18 protein-coding genes are annotated in these 20,920 nt (G+C 39.0%); 16 read left to right on the forward strand and 2 right to left on the reverse strand.

Annotated features, from left to right (window positions below):
- Window positions 1-3: 3 nt before the first annotated feature.
- Entirely contained in the window at window positions 4-2,592 is a 2,589-nt protein-coding gene (locus PTQ34_RS04985) for an efflux RND transporter permease subunit (protein ID WP_273932418.1), read from the forward strand.
- Here PTQ34_RS04985 and PTQ34_RS04990 read toward each other — a convergent pair.
- Entirely contained in the window at window positions 2,531-4,078 is a 1,548-nt protein-coding gene (locus PTQ34_RS04990; protein ID WP_273932419.1) for an asparagine synthase-related protein, read from the reverse strand. The genes PTQ34_RS04985 and PTQ34_RS04990 overlap by 62 nt on opposite strands.
- Complete coding sequence (locus PTQ34_RS04995) at window positions 4,078-4,515, reverse strand: copper chaperone PCu(A)C (protein WP_273932420.1); 438 nt, start codon at window positions 4,513-4,515, stop codon at window positions 4,078-4,080. The genes PTQ34_RS04990 and PTQ34_RS04995 overlap by 1 nt, the downstream gene beginning before the upstream one ends.
- 126 nt (window positions 4,516-4,641) lie before the next feature.
- Here PTQ34_RS04995 and PTQ34_RS05000 point away from each other — a divergent pair, with 126 nt between their 5' ends.
- The 15 genes from PTQ34_RS05000 (at window position 4,642) to ccsA (ending at window position 20,833) form a co-directional block, all read left to right on the forward strand.
- Window positions 4,642-5,610, forward strand: coding sequence for a L,D-transpeptidase family protein (locus PTQ34_RS05000; RefSeq protein WP_273932421.1), 969 nt, complete (start codon window positions 4,642-4,644; stop codon window positions 5,608-5,610).
- Window positions 5,611-6,639 (forward strand): alanine racemase, encoded by a 1,029-nt coding sequence (locus tag PTQ34_RS05005; RefSeq protein WP_273932423.1) that lies wholly within the window; start codon window positions 5,611-5,613, stop codon window positions 6,637-6,639.
- The gene (gene ribA / locus PTQ34_RS05010; protein ID WP_273932424.1) at window positions 6,639-7,214 is read left to right on the forward strand and encodes a GTP cyclohydrolase II; all 576 of its coding nucleotides are present in this window, start codon (window positions 6,639-6,641) and stop codon (window positions 7,212-7,214) included. The genes PTQ34_RS05005 and ribA overlap by 1 nt, the downstream gene beginning before the upstream one ends.
- Entirely contained in the window at window positions 7,214-7,753 is a 540-nt protein-coding gene (rsmG, locus tag PTQ34_RS05015; RefSeq protein ID WP_273932425.1) for a 16S rRNA (guanine(527)-N(7))-methyltransferase RsmG, read from the forward strand. Before ribA ends, rsmG begins: the two co-directional genes overlap by 1 nt.
- On the forward strand, window positions 7,747-7,944 hold the full coding sequence (locus PTQ34_RS05020; protein WP_273932426.1) for a hypothetical protein: 198 nt from the start codon (window positions 7,747-7,749) through the stop codon (window positions 7,942-7,944). The genes rsmG and PTQ34_RS05020 overlap by 7 nt, the downstream gene beginning before the upstream one ends.
- A 3-nt stretch (window positions 7,945-7,947) precedes the next feature.
- Window positions 7,948-8,259, forward strand: coding sequence for a hypothetical protein (locus PTQ34_RS05025; protein ID WP_273932427.1), 312 nt, complete (start codon window positions 7,948-7,950; stop codon window positions 8,257-8,259).
- 88 nt (window positions 8,260-8,347) lie between these two features.
- Window positions 8,348-9,718 carry a M23 family metallopeptidase gene (locus PTQ34_RS05030; protein ID WP_273932428.1) on the forward strand — a complete coding sequence of 457 codons (1,371 nt, stop codon included), beginning with the start codon at window positions 8,348-8,350 and terminating at the stop codon, window positions 9,716-9,718.
- A gap of 71 nt (window positions 9,719-9,789) precedes the next feature.
- Window positions 9,790-10,683 carry a UDP-3-O-acyl-N-acetylglucosamine deacetylase gene (lpxC, locus tag PTQ34_RS05035; RefSeq protein ID WP_273932535.1) on the forward strand — a complete coding sequence of 298 codons (894 nt, stop codon included), beginning with the start codon at window positions 9,790-9,792 and terminating at the stop codon, window positions 10,681-10,683.
- Window positions 10,670-11,122 (forward strand): glycoprotease, encoded by a 453-nt coding sequence (locus PTQ34_RS05040; protein WP_273932429.1) that lies wholly within the window; start codon window positions 10,670-10,672, stop codon window positions 11,120-11,122. The genes lpxC and PTQ34_RS05040 overlap by 14 nt, the downstream gene beginning before the upstream one ends.
- Window positions 11,123-11,135: 13 nt before the next feature.
- Complete coding sequence (thrB, locus tag PTQ34_RS05045; protein ID WP_273932430.1) at window positions 11,136-12,014, forward strand: homoserine kinase; 879 nt, start codon at window positions 11,136-11,138, stop codon at window positions 12,012-12,014.
- Between the two features lie 115 nt (window positions 12,015-12,129).
- Window positions 12,130-13,344, forward strand: coding sequence for a sodium/glutamate symporter (locus PTQ34_RS05050; RefSeq protein WP_273932431.1), 1,215 nt, complete (start codon window positions 12,130-12,132; stop codon window positions 13,342-13,344).
- A 109-nt stretch (window positions 13,345-13,453) separates the two neighbouring features.
- On the forward strand, window positions 13,454-13,672 hold the full coding sequence (locus PTQ34_RS05055; RefSeq protein WP_273930132.1) for a YlxR family protein: 219 nt from the start codon (window positions 13,454-13,456) through the stop codon (window positions 13,670-13,672).
- Window positions 13,672-16,398, forward strand: coding sequence for a translation initiation factor IF-2 (gene infB / locus PTQ34_RS05060; RefSeq protein WP_273932432.1), 2,727 nt, complete (start codon window positions 13,672-13,674; stop codon window positions 16,396-16,398). Before PTQ34_RS05055 ends, infB begins: the two co-directional genes overlap by 1 nt.
- Before the next feature lie 438 nt (window positions 16,399-16,836).
- Complete coding sequence (locus PTQ34_RS05065) at window positions 16,837-17,130, forward strand: hypothetical protein (protein WP_273930130.1); 294 nt, start codon at window positions 16,837-16,839, stop codon at window positions 17,128-17,130.
- A 607-nt stretch (window positions 17,131-17,737) separates the two neighbouring features.
- Window positions 17,738-20,833, forward strand: a complete 3,096-nt coding sequence (gene ccsA / locus PTQ34_RS05070) for a cytochrome c biogenesis protein (protein WP_273932433.1) — start codon at window positions 17,738-17,740, stop codon at window positions 20,831-20,833.
- The last annotated feature ends 87 nt before the right edge of the window (window positions 20,834-20,920 follow it).

Here is a 20,920-nt window from a genome sequence, read left to right on the forward strand (position 1 = left end):
TAAATGAACAAAAGCGATAAAATCAAGCAAAAACTAGCTAGAATTCTAGTATCTGCGCCTAAGTTATCTTTGGCTTTGGCTCTTATTTTATGCGCTTTTTTATGTGCCTTTGTGCCAAAACTAGCAATTGATGCTTCCACCCAAACTCTGCTTTTAGAAAATGATAAAGACTTAGAGCTCTGGCGTGATATAACAAAAAGATATAAAATCCCAAACACGCTGGTAATTGCCTACACACCAAACTCTGATTTACTTAGCAAAAGTAGCATTAGCACGCTTGCTGCGCTTAGCAAAGACCTAGCGCAGATTAAGGGTGTAAAGAGCGTATTTAGCATGCTTGATGCGCCACTTTTGCTTAGCTCAGGGCTAAAATTTTCTGATTTATTAGGTACAATCCCTACGCTAAAAGACAGCAACGCTAGCAAAGAAGCGATAAAAGCTGAGTTTTTAAGCTCACCTTTTTATAAAAACTCGCTTGTAAGTAGCGATTTTAAAACCACAGCACTTTTGCTAACCTTAGAGCCAAATCCTGGGTATAACGAGTTTATCTCTAGTATAACTGCGCTAGAAAACACGCTAAAAACCGCTGAAAACAACGCCACAGTAAAAACTCTGCTAAAAGAGCAAAGAGCTGCTTTTAAAGCCTACAGAGATGAGCTAAGAGTAGCAGAACACGAGCAAATCACACAAATTCGCCAAGTAATCGCTAAATATAATCAAAATTCACAATCTAGAATTCCCCACCAAGATGAATTCTCAAATTCACAAAACGGAATTCCGTACCAAGATGAATTCCCAAGCTCACAGCTATTTTTAGGCGGTATAAATATGATAGCTGATGATATGATAGCCTTTGTTAAAAGTGATCTTGCTACTTATGGGCTAGCTACTTTGCTTTTGTGTTCGCTTTGCCTTTTTGTTTATTATTTACAGCTTCGCTATGTTTTTTTAGCTATTTTTATTTGCTTAGTGTGTGTTGGCGCAGCTAGCGGGCTTTTTGGCTTGCTTGGCTTTGAGATTACGGTGATTTCTAGCAACTACATCGCCTTACAGCTTATTATCACGCTCTCGGTTGTGATCCACCTTATAAACTCATATAGGGAATTCTTGCGTAAAAAAAGCTCTTTTAGCCAAAAAGCTATCGTTTATTTAGCCTTAAAAGAGCGTATGAGTCCTTGCTTTTTTGCGATTTTTACTACGATTATTGGCTTTATTTCGCTAGTTTTTAGTGATATTCGTCCTATTATCAGCCTTGGGGTGATGATGAGTGCTTCTATTACGCTTTCGCTTATCTTTAGCTTTTGGCTTTTTGGCTCTATTATGAGTTTACTTAGCAAAAAGAGCGTAAATACAGCCTTTGAGCGGTATTTTTCTCTTACAACATTGTGCGCAAAAATCGCTTTAAATCTTAGAGCTCGCAAGGTGGTTTTTGCTATCAGCGCACTTGGGCTTTGCGTAGGGCTTTGGGGCATAAGCAAGCTTAGCGTAGAAAACAGCTTCATAGGGTATTTTAAAGAAAACACTGATATTTATAAAGGCATGGAGCTAATAGACAATAAGCTTGGTGGCACCGTGCCGCTTGATATAATAATCAGCTTTAAAAAAGATAAAAAAGAGCCTAGGAATTCTAGTTTAGACGATGAGTTTGCTGATGAGTTTGCTAGTAGTGATGCTGCTCAGTATTGGTTTAATGAACGGCGCATGAGCGTGCTAAAAAGTGTTAATGAATATCTAAAAAACAAAGAGTTCATAGGCTCAGTTAGCTCGCTGGCTGATTTGTTAGAGGTTGGCAAAGAGCTAAATGAGGGCAGAGAGCTTGATGCGCTTGCGCTTGCGCTTATTTATTCTAGTCTTAGTGGAGAGCGCAGAGAGCTTATTTTGACGCCTTTTGTAAGTATTGAAAATGACGAGCTGCATTTTAGCGTGCGAACCCTTGATAGCGACCCGCGCCTAAAAAGAGCAGAGTTTTTAAGTACTTTACAAAATGAACTAAATGAGCTTGTAGGTGAGAACGCCCAGGTAAAAATCTCAGGGGCAATGAAGCTTTATACAAATATGCTAGACTCACTTTTTAGCTCTCAAATAAATAGCCTTGGCTTTGTTTTGTTAGCATTTTTTGCGACATTTTGGCTGATTTTTGCCTCGCTTAGACTAGCGATAATTGCGATTTGTATAAATATCTTGCCACTTATTTGCGTGCTTGGAGCTATGGGCTTAGCTGGGCTTAGCCTAGATATCATGAGCATAACCATAGGCTCAATCAGCCTTGGCATAGGCGTAGATAGCGCAATCCACTATATCTACCGCTACAAGCGAGAACTAGCGCATTTTAAAGATAGCAAAAAAGCAATCATCGCAAGCCACGCTAGCATAGGATATGCGCTGTACTATACTAGCTTTGCTGTATTTATAGGCTTTGGGGTTATGATTAGTAGCAACTTTTGGCCTACTATTTATTTTGGAGCTCTCACAGATTTAGTTATGTTTTTTATGCTAGCATCATCTTTGATTTTGCTGCCTTCACTTTTGCTTAGCCAAAGTGCCGCTCTAGCCAACGAACAAAACAAAGCAAAGACCATAAATGCTGTTTAAAGCGTCCACGCCTAGCCTTGCGCTCTAGCTCACGTACAAAAACTTTGCTAAAAAGCGCAAAGCCTAAAATTTTATTTGCCTTTAAAATCTCGCTACTAGCATCCATTTCTTTTAGCACCCACTCTAAAAACGGCGTGCTAAGCCCTTTTTTCTTTCTATAAATTATCTCATCGCTTAAAAGCCCTTGTTCTTTTGCTATGCTTTTTAAAAGCTCTTTTGGCTTATAATTAGGGCTTGGATTTTCAAGGCTTAAAGCAAGTTTTGCTAGCGCAAAAAAGGGCGTTTTAATCTCCACTAAATCGCTCATAGCACCAAGCTTTCTAGCTACTATGCCCTCGCTTGCAATGCGAAAATCCGTGTATCGCATTTGGCGTAGTTCTTTGTAATTATTTTGATATGCTAAAATCGGCTCATCAATGCTAAAATCCTTACAATCAGCAAAAAGCAGTTCTTTTTGATAGCGAGTAAAAACCTCACAAAATCCGCCATAAATAGGCAAACCTAAAGCCTTTCTGCGCAGGTACTCGCTGTCTTTTGAGATAAGTGGGTAGCGAGCTTGGGGCAGGTCGTAGCGGTAAAACTCAAGCACTCTAAAATAAAGATCATAGCCCAAAAAGCACTCATCTGCCCCCTCAGCTGAAAATGCTACGCTGTGTCCGTGGCTAGCGATTTTTTCGCACAAAAAGCGCAAGGCAATACTAGCACTATCAGCTAGGGGTTCGGCATTAAAATCACTAGCATAAAAAGTATCCAAAAAGTCCTTTTTAGCTAAATTCACACTATGAAGCTTGCAGCCTATAAAATCAGCCGCAGTCCTAGCAAACTCACTCTCATCATAGTGCGGAGCGTCTAAAAAAGCTAGGTTAAAAGCCTGAACTTTTTGCTTGCTTTGCCTAGCAAAAAGTGCTGTTAGCAAGGATGAATCAAGCCCGCCAGAGAGCAAGGCGCAAGGATTTTGGCTGTGATAAAGGCTGATTTGTTTTTCTAGGGTAGTAAGAATTCTAGATTTTAGGAATTCTAGATTTTTCTCATCACAATCTAGAATTCCCACGCCTTTTAAGCTATCAAAAACGCCTTTTTTTAGCTTGCCGTTTTTGTAGCGCAAATACTCCCCAGCCCTAAGTTCAAAAACTGATTTAAAAAAGCTTTTTTTTGCAGACATAAAGCTTAAATACTCACTCAAAGCGCTTAAATCAAGCTCTTTTTTAATGCCTTTTAAAAGCTCGTTTTTGCTCTTAGAAATCTTAAAATCTTTACCATCAAAAAAATAATAAATACCTTTATGGCAAAAAAGCGCTCTTGCAGCGAAATACTCGCCAGTTTTTGCATTATGAGCTATGAAGGTTTTTTGTAGATTTGCTAGATTTTTTGCTATGCTTTTTTCACTCAAGAATTCTAGATTTTCTAGGAATTCTAGAATTTCTACGCTAGGGAATTTTGGAATTCCGCTAGGGAATTCTAGATTAGTTATGATTTGCCAAGGCATTAGTGCTGCATTTTATGCATAGTGCTTGCTAGGTCTTTTACAGGCACTTTGATGCTTTTTTTATCACCATCGCTAAAGCTTAGCTCCAAGCTTATTTCATCGCCTGCTTTTAGCTCTTTTTTTAGCCCAATTAGCATTACATGATCGCCACCACTTTTTAGCTCCAAGCTTGATTTTGCAGGCACTACAAGCTTTTCTATTTTCATCATTTTCAACATTTGATTTTCTTTTATGTGAGTGTGAAGCTCATTTTTTTCGGCTATATCGCTATTTGCGCTAGTTATTGCGATATCTTTGTCGCTATTATTTTTTATCACAAAAAAAGCAGCCGAGTTAGGCACATTTGGTATGCTTGCCCTTGCGTAAGCTCCATCTATTTCAACATCTGCGCCAAAGACAGCAGCAATGCTAGCTATACTTAAAACAAACTTTTTCATCTTTTCTCCTTGATTTTTTTAAAAAAAGTTTGAAATTCTAGCTAAAAACTTATAAAAAAGTAGTAAATTTTTTGAAAAACTTAGCTATAATTGCGCCTTAAAAATTCAAAAAAATAGGTAAAAACAATGAAAAAACTACTTCTTGCGTTAGTATTTTTATCTAGCGTTTTGGGCGCAAAGAGCTTGGAACAAATTTATCTTGATAATGGCTTAGAAGCTGTGCGTGATGCTATAGAAAATAACTTGCAAAGCAAAAAGCACTGGCAAGAAATACTAAAAGGCAAAGAGCTAAAATACGGCTACTATCCAGCACCTACTTTTATCACAGTAGTGGATAAAACTAGCAAAAAGCTAGAACTACTACACTACGAAAACGACAAGTTAGAAAGTCGCTTTTCTAAAAAAAACATAATCACAGGTCTAATGGGTGATAAGCTAAAAGAAGGCGATCTAAAAACCCCAGTTGGTGCTTATCACATCACAAGACACTTTAAGCCAAGCGATCAGTATTATGGTCCAGCTGCTTTTTCTCTAAGCTATCCTGATTTATACGATAGCCTTAGAAAGCGTGATGGCGGCGGCATTTGGATACATGGACTTCCTTTTGATGGAGATCGCATAGATGCTGAAAAAACTCGTGGTTGCGTGGCATTTGACAATGACGAGCTGGTAAAATACGAGAATATCGTAGGCGATAAAGGCGGCGTGGTGCTAATCAATGAAGAAGGCATAAAAGAAGCTACAAACGAGCAGATTGCAGCTATTTTTGCCGAGCTTTTTGCGTGGAAGCATGCGTGGAGTGTAAGTGATATAAAAAAATACCTAGCTTTTTATGATAAGGACTTTATTCGCTTTGATGGGCAAAGATACAAAGCCTTTGCCGAGATGAAAACTAGCATTTTTAACAAAAAAGAAAGCAAATTTATAAACTTTTCTAAGTTTCGCATTATCCCTTATCCATCAGTAGAAAAAGGCTCATTTTTCAAAGTGATTTTTCATGAAAAATACCTTACTAGCTCTTATAAGTTTGAGGGCGAAAAAACCCTATTTGTCCGCCTTGATGGCGATAAAATGAAAATCTTAGTAGAGCAATAAATGGCACAAATAAAGCTTAGCAAAAGCGCGTATTTTCATAATTTAGAGCAAATCTGTGCTAAGGTTGGCGATAAAGCCCGTGTCTTTGCCGTGCTAAAAGACAATGCTTATGGCCACGGACTAACTCAAATCGCTGCTCTTGCTAGTGAGTTTGGGCTAAAAACTGCTGTGGTGCGAGATGAGAGCGAGGCTAGAAGCATTGAGAGCTTTTTTGAGCGTATTATTATCCTCTCTCACAGGGCAAATGGAGCTGAGAGCACAAATGCTAAGTTTATTTATGCTATAAATGATTTTAGCAATTTAGAGCATATAAAAAGTGGCTCAAAAGTCCAGATTACTCTTGATACTCTCATGCATCGCCACGGACTAAAAAAGCACGAGCTAAAAGAGGCTTTTGGGCTCTCTAAAAAGCGTAAAATAAATATTTGCGGTGCTTATACGCATTTTTGTGGGGCTGATGAGCTAAGCGCTAGCTTTGCTATACAAAATGAGATGTTTTTGGAGCTTAAAGCATATTTTAAAGAGCTTTGCGTAGAGTTTGGTGTGAAAAATCCTATCTTTCATCTACACAACTCAGCTGCCGTTGAGCGTGATAAAAACCTAGCAAACCGTGATGAGTGTGTGCGTGTAGGCATTGCGCAGTATGGATATGCTCAGTTTGATGAGAGTTTAGCTCTAAAGCCAGTGCTTAGTCTTTGGGCTAGCAAACTTAGCGAGCGCAGGCTAGAGCGTGGCGAGTGCGTGGGCTATGGTGGGGTATTTTGCGCAAAAGAGCCTATGGATATCGCTACTTACGACCTAGGATATGGCGATGGGCTTTTGCGCTATAATGGCAAGGGCGAGTTTGTCTTTAACGCCAAAGACAAAATGCTAGGACGCATGTCAATGGATAGCTTTTCTAGCGACAGCCTTAGCGATGAGCTTTGTGTAATAAATGATGCAAATATCTGGGCAAAGTACTTTGATACTATAAACTATGATATTTTAGTCAAGCTTAGCCCTAGCTTAGAGCGAGTGGTGGTAGAGTAATGAAAAGCTCAAAAGTAGCAAATCTACCTAGTAAATTTGGGCTTTTTAAAATAAAGGTCTATAAAAGTGGGCAAAAAGAGCATTGCGTCGTGTTTCGCAATGACCTTGATGAGCTTATTAGCAAGGGCGAGGCTATAAATGTGCGAATTCACTCAGAGTGCCTAACTGGCGATGCTTTTGGGTCTATGAAGTGCGATTGTGGCGAGCAGCTAGCAAGTGCTTTGTCTTACATAAACGAACATGGCGGAGCGCTAATCTACCTGCGCCAAGAAGGGCGAAATATAGGTTTACTTAACAAAATAAACGCCTATAATCTCCAAGATAGTGGGCTAAATACCATTGAGGCAAATCACCAACTAGGCTTTGAGGCTGATGAGCGCACATACGAAGCGGCTGAGTTTATACTAGCAGATTTGGGAATTTTAAAGATAAATTTGCTTACAAATAATCCAGCAAAAATCTCAGCTTTAAAATCAGTTCAAATAGAGTCTAGAATTCCTATAAAAATGCCAGAAAATCCGTATGATAAAGAGTATTTGCGTATCAAAAAAGAACAAATGGGGCATTTGCTTTGATGGATTTTGATGAGAGACTTAGGGCTTATGAGGATATTTTTATTAAATTTAATAAAATCCACAGCCTAAGCACCTACAAAAACCTTGATGAGGTGGCAAAAGATAGCCTAGGAATTCTAGAATTCTCTAACTTTTCTAGCGCAAAGGTGGTTATTGATATAGGCTCTGGGGCTGGGTTTCCAGCTGTTTTTTTAGCTATGAAAATGAGTGAGTGTACTTTTCATCTTTTTGAGCCAAATGCTAAAAAATCGAGCTTTTTAAGCTACGCAAAGGCGCATTTAGGACTAGAAAATATCGTAGTTCATAGCAAAAAAATAGAAGATGAAGAGCCTTTTAGAGCCGATATTATCACATCAAGGGCAGCTTTTAAGGTGGCTGATTTACTCTCCCTCTCAAAGGGTTTTTATGATGAAAATACACTCTTTGCGTTATTTAAAGGCTCTAGCATTGAAGCTGAACTATCAGGGCTAAAAGCACAAATCAGCATAAAAAAAGCTAAAGAGCGAAATTATGTATTTATAAAAGGTGTAAAATGCTAGGAAAAATCTTAATTTTTGCCTTAATTGCTGCGGTGATTTATTTCATGCTAAAATCAAAGCTATCAGGCAAAAAAAGCAAAGAAAATGATGAAATAGAAGCTTTGAGTGAGTGTAAAAAGTGCGGGACTTTTGTAAGCAGCGATGAGCTAAAAGGCGGACTTTGCCAAGAGTGCCAGCAGATAAAAGGCTAAAAAATGATACTTTTTTCTCATCCATTAGTTAGTAGCAAAACGCCAAAAATCAGCGATTTTAGCGCCTCTAACAGCAGCCAAAATGACGAGTTTGTGCTAGTAAAAAACAAACTACAGGCCGTAATCTCAAACGCAAGGGGCGTAAAGTTCGTAGTTTGTAATAATCTTAGCCTAGCAAAAGAGCTTCAAAGCGTAGCTGATGATTATCTTTTTGATAGCAAAATTGCGCTCATCGTAGAAAGCGATGAAGAGCTAAGCTTGGCAATTGATGCTAGGATAGATGCTGTGATTTGTAAGAATTTTAGAATTCCCTAGATAATGTTTGTTAGAGAATTCTAGCCTGAATTCATCTTTTTTATTAGCCTTTGTGCTATAATCAAAAAATTTTTTAAAAGTAGGAAATATGAAAAAAATCTTTTTTATAGTAGTTTTATTGATAGTTGCTGCTGGGGTTTTGGTTTTTAGTCCTGGGGTTAGCGTTTTTGAAGAATCTGCGCCAAAAATAGAGATTGAAAATGAAAAAGCAGGCACTACTTATCACAATCCTAAAAAACCACTTAAAGTAGCTATCAGTGATGAGAGTGGCGTAGGTAAGGTTGAGGTGATTTTTAGCTCAGCTGAGGGTAGCCAAAAGCTAATATCTCAAAGCTTTGGCGGAGAAAAAGAAGTTAACTTAAATCTAGAATTCCCTAAAAATATCAAGTATAAAAGTGGCCAAGAATACAAGCTAGACATCGTCGCAAATGACACTAGTAAGGCTAACTTTTTTAGCGGAAACGAAGCTAAAAAAAATCTAAAAGTAGTAATCGATGCAAAAGCCCCTGCGCTAGCTGTGCTAAATCAAAGCTATAAAATTATCCAAGGCGGCGCAGCCTCGGCTGTGTTTATGGCTAGTGATGATAGCGGCGAGCTTAGTGAGCTTTATGTAGAGAGTTCTTTTGGCAAGAAGTTTAAGCCAGTGCCTTTTTATAAAGACGGATATTACGCTGTTTTGCTAGCTTGGCCTAGTGTGGAGAGTAGTTTTTCTGCCTCAGTAGTAGCCACTGACAAGGCTGGAAATACTAGCAAAACGCCAATAAGACTATATCTACAAAGCAAAAAATACAAAGAAAGCAAAATTGCTATCTCAAATGCCTTTATAGACGGCAAAATAACAGAACTTGCCAATGAATACGCAAAGGACGTTGATCAAATGGACGCTATTGCTAAGTTTAAGTTTGTAAATGAGACCTTGCGCAACGCAAATGAGGATATAATCGAGCAAATTACCAGCCAGATACGAGAGGACAAGCTTGGCGAGTTTAAAATCACGCCTTTTTATCCGCTAAAAAATGGAGCTGTGGTGGCTAGCTTTGGCGATCACCGCATTTTTAGCTTTGATGGGGCTGAGCTTAGTGAGAGCTATCATATGGGACTAGACTTTGCTAGCACAGCGATGGCTGGCATTGTAGCTAGCAATGGAGGAGAGGTAGTATTTGCCGATAAAAACGGCATTTATGGCAATAATATGATCATCTACCATGGTTTTGGACTTTATACACTTTATGGTCACTGTACCACCATGGCACACGAGCAAAGCGAAATAGTGCCAAGTGGGGCAAATATCGCAACTACTGGCACTACAGGACTTGCGCTTGGCGATCACTTGCACTTTGGTGTGGTGATTCAAGGCATAGAGGTTCGTCCTGAGGAGTGGATGGATAGAAAATGGATGAAAGAAAGTGTCTATGATATTTTAGAAAATTCTAAAAAAATTATAGATGGCAGCAAGTAATTTAAGCAAAATTTATAAAAATTTTGCTAAAATCGCACATTTTTTGAAGTAATTTCAAGGTTTTTATAATGATAAAGCAAAGAACAATAGCTAAAAAAGTAGAAAATATCGGCATTGGCTTACATAAAGGCGAACCTGTAAAATTAGTGTTAGAACCAGCTTTGGCAAATACTGGCATTGTTTTTTATCGCTCTGATATAGATGCTAGCTTTGAGGCAAAAGCTCTTAATATCAAAAACACGCAGCTAGCTACCGTGCTTGGGGACTTGGAGAGTGGCAGATTTATCTCTACAATAGAGCATTTGATGAGTGCGATTAGTGCTTATGGAATTGATAATATCAAAATCAGCGTGGATGCAAATGAAGTGCCTATAATGGACGGCTCGGCTCTTAGCTTTTGTATGATGTTAGATGAAGCTGGCATAAGCGAACTAGATGAGCCAAAACAAGTGCTAGTAGTAAAAAAAGAAGTTATCATCAAAGATGGCGCAAAAATGGTAGCACTTCGCCCTAGCACTAGCCCTAAGTTTAGCTTTAGCATTGATTTTGCTCGCTCAGCAGCTATTGGCAAACAAAGCTTTAGCTTTGAGTTTAGCAAAAAAACTTACTTAGAGCACATCGCTCGTGCTCGCACTTTTGGCTTTTTAGATGATGTTAAAAAGCTAAATGCCATGGGACTAGCACTTGGTGGAAGCCTAGATAATGCTATTGTCATAGATGGCGATAAGATTTTAAATCCAGATGGTTTGCGCTATGAAAATGAGTTTGTTCGCCACAAAATTCTTGATGCTATTGGTGATTTAAATGTATTTGGTGCGCAAATTCTAGGTGATTATGAGGCGATTGCTGGTAGCCACGAGTTAAATCACAAGCTTAGTTTGGAGCTTTTAAGCGATGCTTCAAACTACGAGCTTGTAAGCCTTAAAAGCCAAGAAAGCAAAGAGCTATCTCGTGTCTTTGCCTAGCTGTGAGCTACTTTTTATCACGCTCGGCTCGCCTTTATTAGTTGGCATTTACCAAAATGGCGAGCTAAAGCAGAGTTTAAGCAGCGATAAGCCTAGCAGCGAGGCTATAACAGAGCTTCTAGCCGAACTGAAAAAACAATACAAAATCACAAAAATCATTTACGTAAATGGACCTGGTTCTTTTATGGGCTTAAAAGTAGCTTTTGTCGCTCTTAGCGTGTTTGCTGGGGTTTATGGCTGTGAGTTTGGCGCAGTTAGTGGATTTAGCCTAAATGGTAATGCTCCTATCGCTGCTAAAAAAGGTTTTAGCTTTGTGCTAAATGATGATAAAATCAGCCTTGAGCCTATTTTGGGCGTGAGTGCTAGCTTGCCAAAAAGCCTAAAAAATCTTAGCATTAGCACTGATGTTTTGCCAAATTATGTCTTAGAGGCAGTTTAGACAAAGGAAAAATATGAAAATTCTATCCCCTGCAACTAGCGCAAATCTAGGTCCTGGCTTTGATAGCCTTGGACTTGCTATTAAGTTATACAATGAAATAACAATCACAGAACAAAGTTTTAGCCAAATTAGCATTAGTGGCGAGGGCGAAAATAATTCTAGCCTTAAAAAAAATAATAGCTTTGTAAATATCTTTAATAGCACTCTTAGCGAACTTGGGCTAAAAGGCAAAAACTTTCGCTTTGATTTTAAAAACGCAATTCCGCTTTCTCGTGGACTTGGTTCAAGTTCAGCTATTATCATCTCAGCGATTTTTGCTGCTTATAAAATCGCTGGTTTTAGCCTTAGTAAAAACAAGCTAGTTGACCTTGGCTTAGCTTACGAGCCACATCCTGATAATATCGCTCCTTGCGCACACGGCGGCTTTTGTGTTAGTATTTTAAAAGGCAATAGTGTAATTACCAAAAAAGCCACTTTAAGCGAAGATTTGCGTGCTGTGGTCGTAGTCCCGCCTATCAAAATTTCAACTGCGGCTTCTCGCTCAGCCTTGCAAGCTAGCTACTCTCGCAGCGATTGTGTCAGCAATCTTAGCCACGCAAGCCTTATGAGTGCTGCTTTTGTCAGTGGTGACTATGAGCTTTTGCGCTCGTGCGGAGTGGATAAAATGCACGAGGATGCTCGCATGAAAGCTGTGCCAGAACTATTTAAAATCCGTGAAATAGCTTATCAAAACGGCGCACTTCTTAGCACGCTCTCAGGCAGTGGGTCTAGCTTTTTTAATCTAGTTTACAAAAATGATGCCAAAAAGCTAAAAAATTTGCTTGCTAGCGAGTTTAGCTCTTTTAGCGTAAATGCTTATGAGCTAGACAATGAGGGCGTCCAGATAATCTAGAATTCCTAGCTTATTTTTGCTTAGGAATTCTAGATTTTACTTTAAGAATTCTAGACTTTACTTTAAGAATTCTAGACTTTACTTTAAGAATTCTAGAATTTGCCAAAGGACAGCAGTGATTTCATTTGGGCTTTTTGAAACTTTTGGTGCAGGGCTTTTGATTTTAGGCTTTGGCTATTTGCTCTCAAAGCTTAGAATTTTTAGTGTTTTGTGCTTGCCTGCTGCTGTTTTGGGTGGTGTTTTTGCGCTTAGTGTTTTAGTGCTTTTTTCACATTTTTTTGAGCTAAAAATCAGCTTTGATGAGAGCTTAAAAGAGAGCTTTTTGCTAGCTTTTTTTGCCTCTTTGGGGCTTGGCTTTAGCATTGATTTTAGCAAAAAATCTAATTTTTCAAAAAACTTCTTTATTTTTCTAGGGCTTTGTGCTTTTATTATGGTATTACAAAATTTACTTGGAATTACGATTATTTCACTCTTTGATAAGCAAAAAGAACTTGGAGTTATTGCTGGCTCAATCAGCCTTAGTGGCTCTTTTGGTATGGGGGCTTTTTGGAGCGAGGTGTTAAAAACCGAGCCTCACAATATCACAAATGCGCTTGATATAAGCATTGCTTGTGCGACTTTTGGCGCACTTTTTGGCTCAGTTTTAGGTGCACCGCTTGGGGCTTTTTTAATTGAAAAGTTTGTTTTGAAAAAAGAGAATTCTAGATTTGAAAGTAAAGAAAAAAACCCTAGCCAAAAAGAGCTAGGCAATGAGCTAGGTAATGCCTTAATGCTTTTTTTTAGCAAAAAAGAGTTAAAAAACACAATTATTTCTGTGCTTTTACTGGCTTTTTGCGTGCTTTGCGCTAGTGTTATAAAGCTTTTTATTTCTTTGCCAGCTATTATTTTTGCCCTTATTTTTGCCCTTATTTTGCGAGTTTTATGCTATTTTTTTGGGCTAACATTAGCACACAAAAATCTAGCTTTGCTTGGCAATTTTTGCTTAGCTTTGTTTTTGGCTTTAGCCCTTATGAGCATTGATTTAAAGGCGCTTTTAGATATTGGCTTGCCACTTTTTGTACTTTTGTGCTTAGAGCTTGTGTTAATGCTTTTTTTTGTGTTTTTCATCACTTTTAGGGTTTTGGGCAGGGACTATGAGGCAGCTTTGCTCTCATCTGCTCAGTGCGGGCTTTGCCTTGGTGCTACGCCTATAGCCTTAGCAAATCTTGAAAAACTAGAACTTAGATTTTTTAGCTCAAAAAGTGCTCTAGCAATACTTTGCCTAAGTGGCGTTTTTTTTATTGATTTTATCAATGTTTTAGTGATCTGGCTTTTTTTGAGTTTTCTTTGAGTTTTTTGCTAGGAATTCTAGAATTCCTAGCAAAAAAAGCTAAATTTTTAAGCATTTTTTGCCAAAAAAGCCTGAAATTATGATATAATCGCAGTTTTTAAGGACGAAAATGCGCAAATCTCATCAGCCTATCCGTATGTGTGTCGTGTGTAGGATGCGGCTATTTCAGCACGAACTAGCAAGATTTGCCAGCATTGATGGTAAAATCATAAAAAATCCCAAAAATTGCCGGTCGTTTTATCTATGCCAAAACTGCTTGCAAAAGGACGAAAACATCCTACGCAAAGCCTTGGGGCGCTTCGGCACATATGAAAAAGGAGACTTTTGATGCAAGATACAGTTAAAATTAGCGATATAGCAGCAGATTTAGGCTATGAGGGCAAAGAAATCGTGGCAAAAGCCTTAGAGCTTGGCATTGATGTCAAAAACGCTACTTCAAGAGTGAGTGTAGAGGATGCTGAGGCGATATTTGAGTATACTACAAGTGGAGTGGTGCCAGCAAGCATAGCCCAGCGTCAAAAAAAGGCAAAAGAAGCCGAGACCAAAAAAACAGCCAAAAAAACAGCTGCCAAAAAAACTACTGCCAAAACTACTACTGAAAAAACCAGCGAAAAAAGTGAGCCAAAAACAGCACAAAAAGCAGAGCCAAAAACAGCTGCAAAAAAAACTACCACTAAAACAGCTGAGAAAAAAAGCACAAAAGAAACTTCAAAACAAGAAAAACCAAGCCCTAAAAAAGAGCAGCCAGCACAAAAAGAGAGCACTCCAAGTGCTGATATAATAAACGAAATCGCTGTAGAAAACGCACTAAGCACTATGAAAAATGAAAAAGATGAGCCAAAAATCCCTGAAAAAACAGAGTCAATCAAGCGTAAAGGGCTAGTAATAGTAAAAAAACGCCAAAGCGAGCCTGAACGCCCAAGCCCACTAAAAGAACAAAGCAAAAATCTTGAATCTATGTTTAGTTTAGATGGCCAAAGTAACACGCAAGCTAAAAAGAAAAAAGAGAAAAAGCCTAATGCATCTCGCCCAGCAGGAAAACATGAAAGCTCGCAAAAGCTTGATTTGCTAGGCTCATTTGGTAGCGATATAGTAATTGATGATGAAGATGTAGTGGTATTGCCTGATCTTACTTTAAAGCCTATTGAAGTAGAGCGCAAAGAGCCCAAAAAACAAATAAATGTTTATAGAACGCCACAGCAAAATACAGGTTTTAACTTTGATGGTGGCATATCTCGTGGTGCTCGCAAAAAGCACAAAAAAGTAATCAAAAATAGCGATAATGAGAGCGTAACAAGCGTAGAAATCCCAAAAGAAATTCGCCTTTATGAGTTTGCTGATAAGATCAAAAAAAGCGTAAGCGAAGTAATCGGTGCTTTGTTTAAACTGGGCAAAATGACAACTAAAAACGACTTTTTAAATGAAGATGAGATTGAGATTTTGGGTGCTGAGTTCGGTATAGAAGTTAGCATTATAGATGAACAAGAGGATTTTGATTATATCAAGGCTTATGAGAGCGAAAACGAAGGCCGTGGCAGCGAAACAAAGGTGCCAGTAGTTACTATCATGGGACATGTGGACCACGGAAAAACCAGCCTACTAGACTATATCCGCAACTCTCGCATCGCTAGCGGCGAGGCTGGTGGTATCACACAGCATGTGGGTGCGTATATGGTAGAAAAAAACGGGCGTAAAATCACCTTTATTGACACTCCAGGACACGAGGCATTCACAGCGATGAGAGCGCGTGGGGCAAATGCTACTGATATCGCTATTATCGTAGTAGCTGCTGATGATGGTGTAAAGCCACAAACAAAAGAAGCGATCTCTCACGCAAAAGCCGCAAATGTGCCTATAATCATCGCAATAAATAAAATGGATAAAGAAAACGCAAATCCAGATCTAGTAAAATCAGGACTTGCTGAGCTTGGTGTGCTTACTACTGACTGGGGTGGCGAGTATGAGTTTGGCGCAATCTCAGCAAAAACTGGTCAAGGCGTAGAAGATCTGCTAGAAATCGTGCTGCTTCAAGCAGATCTTTTGGATCTAAAAGCTGATTCAAAAAGAGATGCCAAAGCTACGATAATAGAAAGCTCACTTCAAAAAGGCCGTGGCCCAGTAGCTACTATAATAGTAGAAAATGGAACTCTAAAAGTAGGCGATATAATTGTAGCTGGCATAGCTCACGGCAGGGTTAGAGCTCTAAATGATGATCTAGGAAATCCTCTAAAATCAGTAGGCCCTGGCGAGTGTGGTGTGATAATCGGCCTTAGCGAAGTGCCTGATGCTGGCGAGACGCTAATAAGCGTAAAAAGTGAAAAAGAAGCCCGTGACTACGCAGCGCAAAAATATGAATATCTGCGCCAAAAAGAGCTTAGCAAATCTACAAAAGTTAGCATTGACGAACTTAGCGCAAAAATCGCAGAAGGCAGCCTAAAAAGCCTTCCTGTAATCATCAAAGCAGATGTCCAAGGCTCGCTAGAAGCGATAAAAGCAAGCCTAGAAAAGCTTAGAAATGATGAGATAAAAGTAGATATCATCCACCAAGGAGTGGGCGGTATAACTCAAAGTGATATCACACTAGCAAGTGCTAGCGCAAATAGCGTGATTTTGGGCTTTAATGTCCGCCCAACCGGCGAGGTAAAAGAACTAGCCAAAGAACGAGGTGTAAGCATAAAAACCTACAATATCATCTACAATCTAATAGATGATGTAAAAGCCTTGCTCAGCGGCTTAATGAGCCCAGTAATCAGCCAAGAAGAACTAGGCCAAGCTGTAATCAAGCAAGTAATATCTGTGCCAAAAATCGGTCAAATCGCAGGCTGTCTGGTAACTGAGGGCAGCATAAACCGTGGCGCAAAAATCCGTGTGATCCGTGATGGTGTGGTTGTTTTTGAGGGCAATGTAAGCTCGCTAAAACGCTTCAAAGACGATGTGCGTGAGGTAGCAAAAGGCTATGAATGCGGCGTTGGCATAGAGGGCTTTAATGATATGAAAGAGGGCGATTATGTAGAAAGCTACAAAGTCGTCGAAAGCGCAGCTAGCTTGGAGTAGAGTGCTTTTGTTTTTAGTAATTTTCTAGGAATTCTAGAATTCCTTAATCTAGAATTCCTGCTCAAAATTCCTTAGGAATTCTAGAATTCCCTAATCTAGAATTCCTGTGCAAAATTCCCTAGGAATTCTAAAATTCCTTAAACTAAAATTCCTTAAACTAGAATTCCTATTTTTACTTTGCATCCGCTGCTTGCTAAGTTTTTTTTGCTGCGCAATCCGCTGGCCCAGGGTTAGGGGTATTTTTTAAGGAATTCTAAAATTCCCAAATCTAAAATTCCTAAAAACTAGAATTCCTAAGGCTAAAAATATCCCAAGATACAAAACACAGATAATTTTGATCTAGCAAAATTTGAGAGAAACAGCAACAATCTTGCTGATATAGTATCTGTAAGTAGCAGTGGAAAAAATTCAAAATTTTAAATTAAAAGGACATAAAATATGTTTGAGCAAACATTTTTATTTGGGGTTGTTTCTTTTGGTATAGGTCTATACTTACTTTTAAGCGCGTATTATGCAAAAAAATACAGCGGTTCTTTATATGATTATTTTATAAAATGTGCATTATTAAAATCTATTTTAGCCGATGGTAGAGTTAAATACAGTAGCACATTATATAGAATTTGTGAAAATCTTGTATATATTTTTAAAATTTTATTTGCTGTAATTTCTTATATTTTATTTTATATAGGTATAGTAATTATTGCTGTATGCGTGATAATAAATTTAATATAAAAGGAGTAATAATGAACAGTTCTGCAACAATAGAGAGCATAATTGATAAAATTCAAATTTTAAGCATTGTGCCCCCGACTTGACCCTAGGATCTCATCACAGAAAATTTTAAAATTCCGTCATTGCGGAAATTCCGTCATTGCGAGGAGTGAGTGAAACGAACGACGAAGCAATCTCGTTCAAGGCTTAATAAATGAGATTGCTCCCTCTGCTTTGCTCCCTCGCAATGACGAATTTTTGGGAATTCTAAAATTCCATATAGAGATCCCCAGTCAAGCTGGGGTATGACATAGTAGGGAATTCTAGAATTTCATAGGAATTCTAGAATTCTTTCAACTTGAATTCATTAAAGAGAATTCCCTAAGATAAAAAATACCCCCTAACCCCCAAAAAGCCTAGAAATTCTAGAATTCCCAAATTTAGAATTCCCAAATCTAGAATTCCTGCGCAAAATTCCCTAGGAATTCTAGAATTCCTAAGCTTTAAAGGCAAGATTATATCAAAATTTCTTAATATTGATAAATTTTTTTTGCTTTTAACAAAAACGCTCACTTACATTTACTATTTATAGTTAAAATCACTCATTAAAAATTTTTTTGGAGCTAGAATGATAGAGAAATTCTTTTTAAGCATAGCTTCGGCGATAGTTTGGTTTCTCATTTTTGCCATAGCCTGTGGGGCTGGGACATTTATTGAGAGCTATTACGACACAGCTACTGCTTGGGCGATGGTTTATGGCACGGCGTGGTTTGGGCTGATTCATCTTATTTTAGGGATAAATCTGCTTTATAACATCTTTGCTTATAAGCTAATTGCTCTTAAAAAACTACCGGTGCTTATTTTTCATGTAAGCTTTCTTTTTATACTAGTAGGCGCTGGGATTACACGCTATTTTGGTATAGAGGGCATACTTCATATCCGCAATGGTGAGAGTTCTAACGAGGTTCGCACCTCTCTTAGCTACATCCAGCTTCGCATGCTTGATGCAAATGGCTCGGCTGTGGTCTCAAAACCTATGTATCTCTCAAAATCGCTTGGTAATGACTTTAGCCTAAAAGGCGAGCTAGGTGGCAAAAGAGCAGAGTTAAAATACCTTGGTTTTGTTCCAAATGCTGATTATGCGTGGATTGATAGCAGCGATGGAGAAAGTGTGCTAGAGCTTGTATTTTCAAATAAAGCTGATTCTAGAACGCTTACATTGCGCTCTGGTGATCACATGGAAGTAGGCGATTTAAGCATTGCTTTTAACGCAGAGCCAGCTAGTGGCAAATATATAAAATTTAGCCTAGAAAATGGAGAGTTTTATATCTCAAATAATATAAACTTGCTCTCTCGCCAAATGGGCGCTATAAATGATACGAACGCCATCCAGCTAAAAAATGATGAAAAAGTTAAAATGGGCGAACTTAGCATTTATACACTAAAAAGTGCTGATGAGATTATCCACTTCTCGCCAAAGACTATGAAAGCTAGCGCAAAACAAGAGCTAGTATCACTAAAAGCTAATGAAAACGGCAATGACGCTATCAAAGCAGAGCTAATTTACAATGGCAAAAGCTATCCTATGGATATCTTTGTAAACGCTAGGCCTTCGCAGCTAATCGCTGATGATAAAATCTTTGAAGCTAGCTTTAATCCTATGAAAATAGATTTGCCTTTTTCTTTAGAGCTTGAGCGTTTTGAGATGCTGCGCTACTCAGGGTCTAGCTCGCCGATGAGCTATTCTAGCTTTGTAAATGTCATTGATGGCAATACAAGCTATCCATATCATATCTACATGAACCATGTGCTAGACCATGGTGGATATAGATTTTTCCAAAGCAGCTATGATATGGACGAGGGCGGCACTATACTTTCAGTAAACCGCGACCCAGGCAAAATCCCTACTTATATAGGATATTTTCTACTAGGACTTGGAATGTTTTTAAGCCTTATAAATCCACACTCACGCTTTATCAAACTCTCTAAGCTAATAGCGGCTGGGGCACCAAAATGCGCTATTTTTGCGCTAGTTTTGTTCTCTGCTTTGAGCCTTGGCGAGCTAAGAGCTAGCGAGCTTGATATGAGCAAACTACCTAGAATTCATGAGTCTCACACAGAACTTGCAAAAACAATAGTAGTTCAAAGCAACGATGGCCGCATGAAGCCACTTGATACTCTAGCTAATGAGCTTTTAAACAAGCTTTACCGTTCATCAAGCTTTAATGGTATGAAAGCTGATGAGGTGCTACTTAGCATGACTTATGCGCCTGAGCTATGGAGAACTGTGCCTATTATCAAGGTCGCTGATGAGCGTCTGCGTGAGCTTTTGGGACTAAGTGATGCTCAAAAATACGCTAGCTTTGATGACTTTTTTATCAAAGATGGCGAAAACATGAACTACAAGCTAAAAATCAAAAGCGAAGAAGCAAACCGCAAGCCACTCTCAGCTCGCACCACGCTAGATAAAGAAATAGTAAAAGCAGATGAGAAGGTAAATATTTTGTATTTAATGCTTCATGGCGATTTGCTAAGAATTTTCCCTATCAAAAATGACACTAGCAACACTTGGTATGACCCAAACTCTATAGCTGGTGCAAACCTTGATAACGAACAAAAAGAAATCATCGCCACGCTACTTCACATGTATCTAGCAGGCATTGATGCTGGAATTACTACAAATAACTGGAATGACGCCAATACAGCTGTAAATGCCATCAAAGCCTACCAAGCAAAAGAAGGTGCAGCCATCATGCCAAATGAAGCTCACATAAAAGCCGAGCTTGCCTTTAACAAATACAACATTTTTGCTAATCTTGTGCCAGTTTATCTTATCGCTGGACTTGCGCTTTTGGTCGTGGTCTTTATCCGTCTAGCAAGCAGTGTGCGCCTAAATGTGATATTTAAAATAGTTTATATAGTAAATATCCTAGCTTTCATCGCTCATACAATAGGTCTTGCTCTGCGCTGGTACATTAGCGGACACGCACCGTGGAGCGATAGCTACGAAAGTCTTGTTTATATAGCTTGGGCTTTGGCACTCTCTGGTATTGTCTTCTCTCGCCGCTCAGCAATCAGTCTAGCCCTCACAGCGATTTTAGCAGGTTGCGTGCTCTTTGTAGCGCATCTTAGCTGGATAGATCCGCAGATTACAAACTTACAGCCGGTTTTGCGTTCTTACTGGCTTACAATCCATGTTAGCGTAATTACTGCAAGCTACGGCTTTTTGGGGCTTTGCTCGCTACTTGGTATTTTTACCTTGCTTCTTTTTGCCCTGCAAGGAAAGAGCGAAAACACAAGGCTTAGCACAAATATACTTGAAGCCACTCGCATAAATGAAATGGCAATGATTTTAGGACTTTGTCTGCTTACTTTTGGTAACTTCTTAGGTGGCGTGTGGGCAAATGAAAGCTGGGGTCGCTACTGGGGCTGGGATAGCAAGGAGACTTGGGCATTAATTAGCATTTTGGTTTATGCTGCTGTGCTTCACATGCGCTTTGTAAAATGCCTAAACTCTCAGCTAACATTTGCGGTAGCTAGTATGTTTGCGTATTGGGTGATTGTGTTTACTTATTTTGGTGTAAACTTCTATCTAACAGGCATGCACAGCTACGCAGCAGGCGATGCTGTCCAAGTACCAGCCTTTGTGTATGTCATCGGCATAGGTATGTTTGTGCTATGGGGGTTAGCGCTTAGAGGCAAAAAATACTCTAAGACTTTATAGGCTGGCTCAGCTTGCGGGCGCCTTTATCCGCCGCCCGCCTCGATGAATTATGTATTCTATCGTCGGCGTGCGGCGAATAAAATCACC

It is taken from the genome of Campylobacter magnus (assembly GCF_028649595.1).
GTDB classification, from domain to species: Bacteria; Campylobacterota; Campylobacteria; order Campylobacterales; family Campylobacteraceae; genus Campylobacter; species Campylobacter magnus.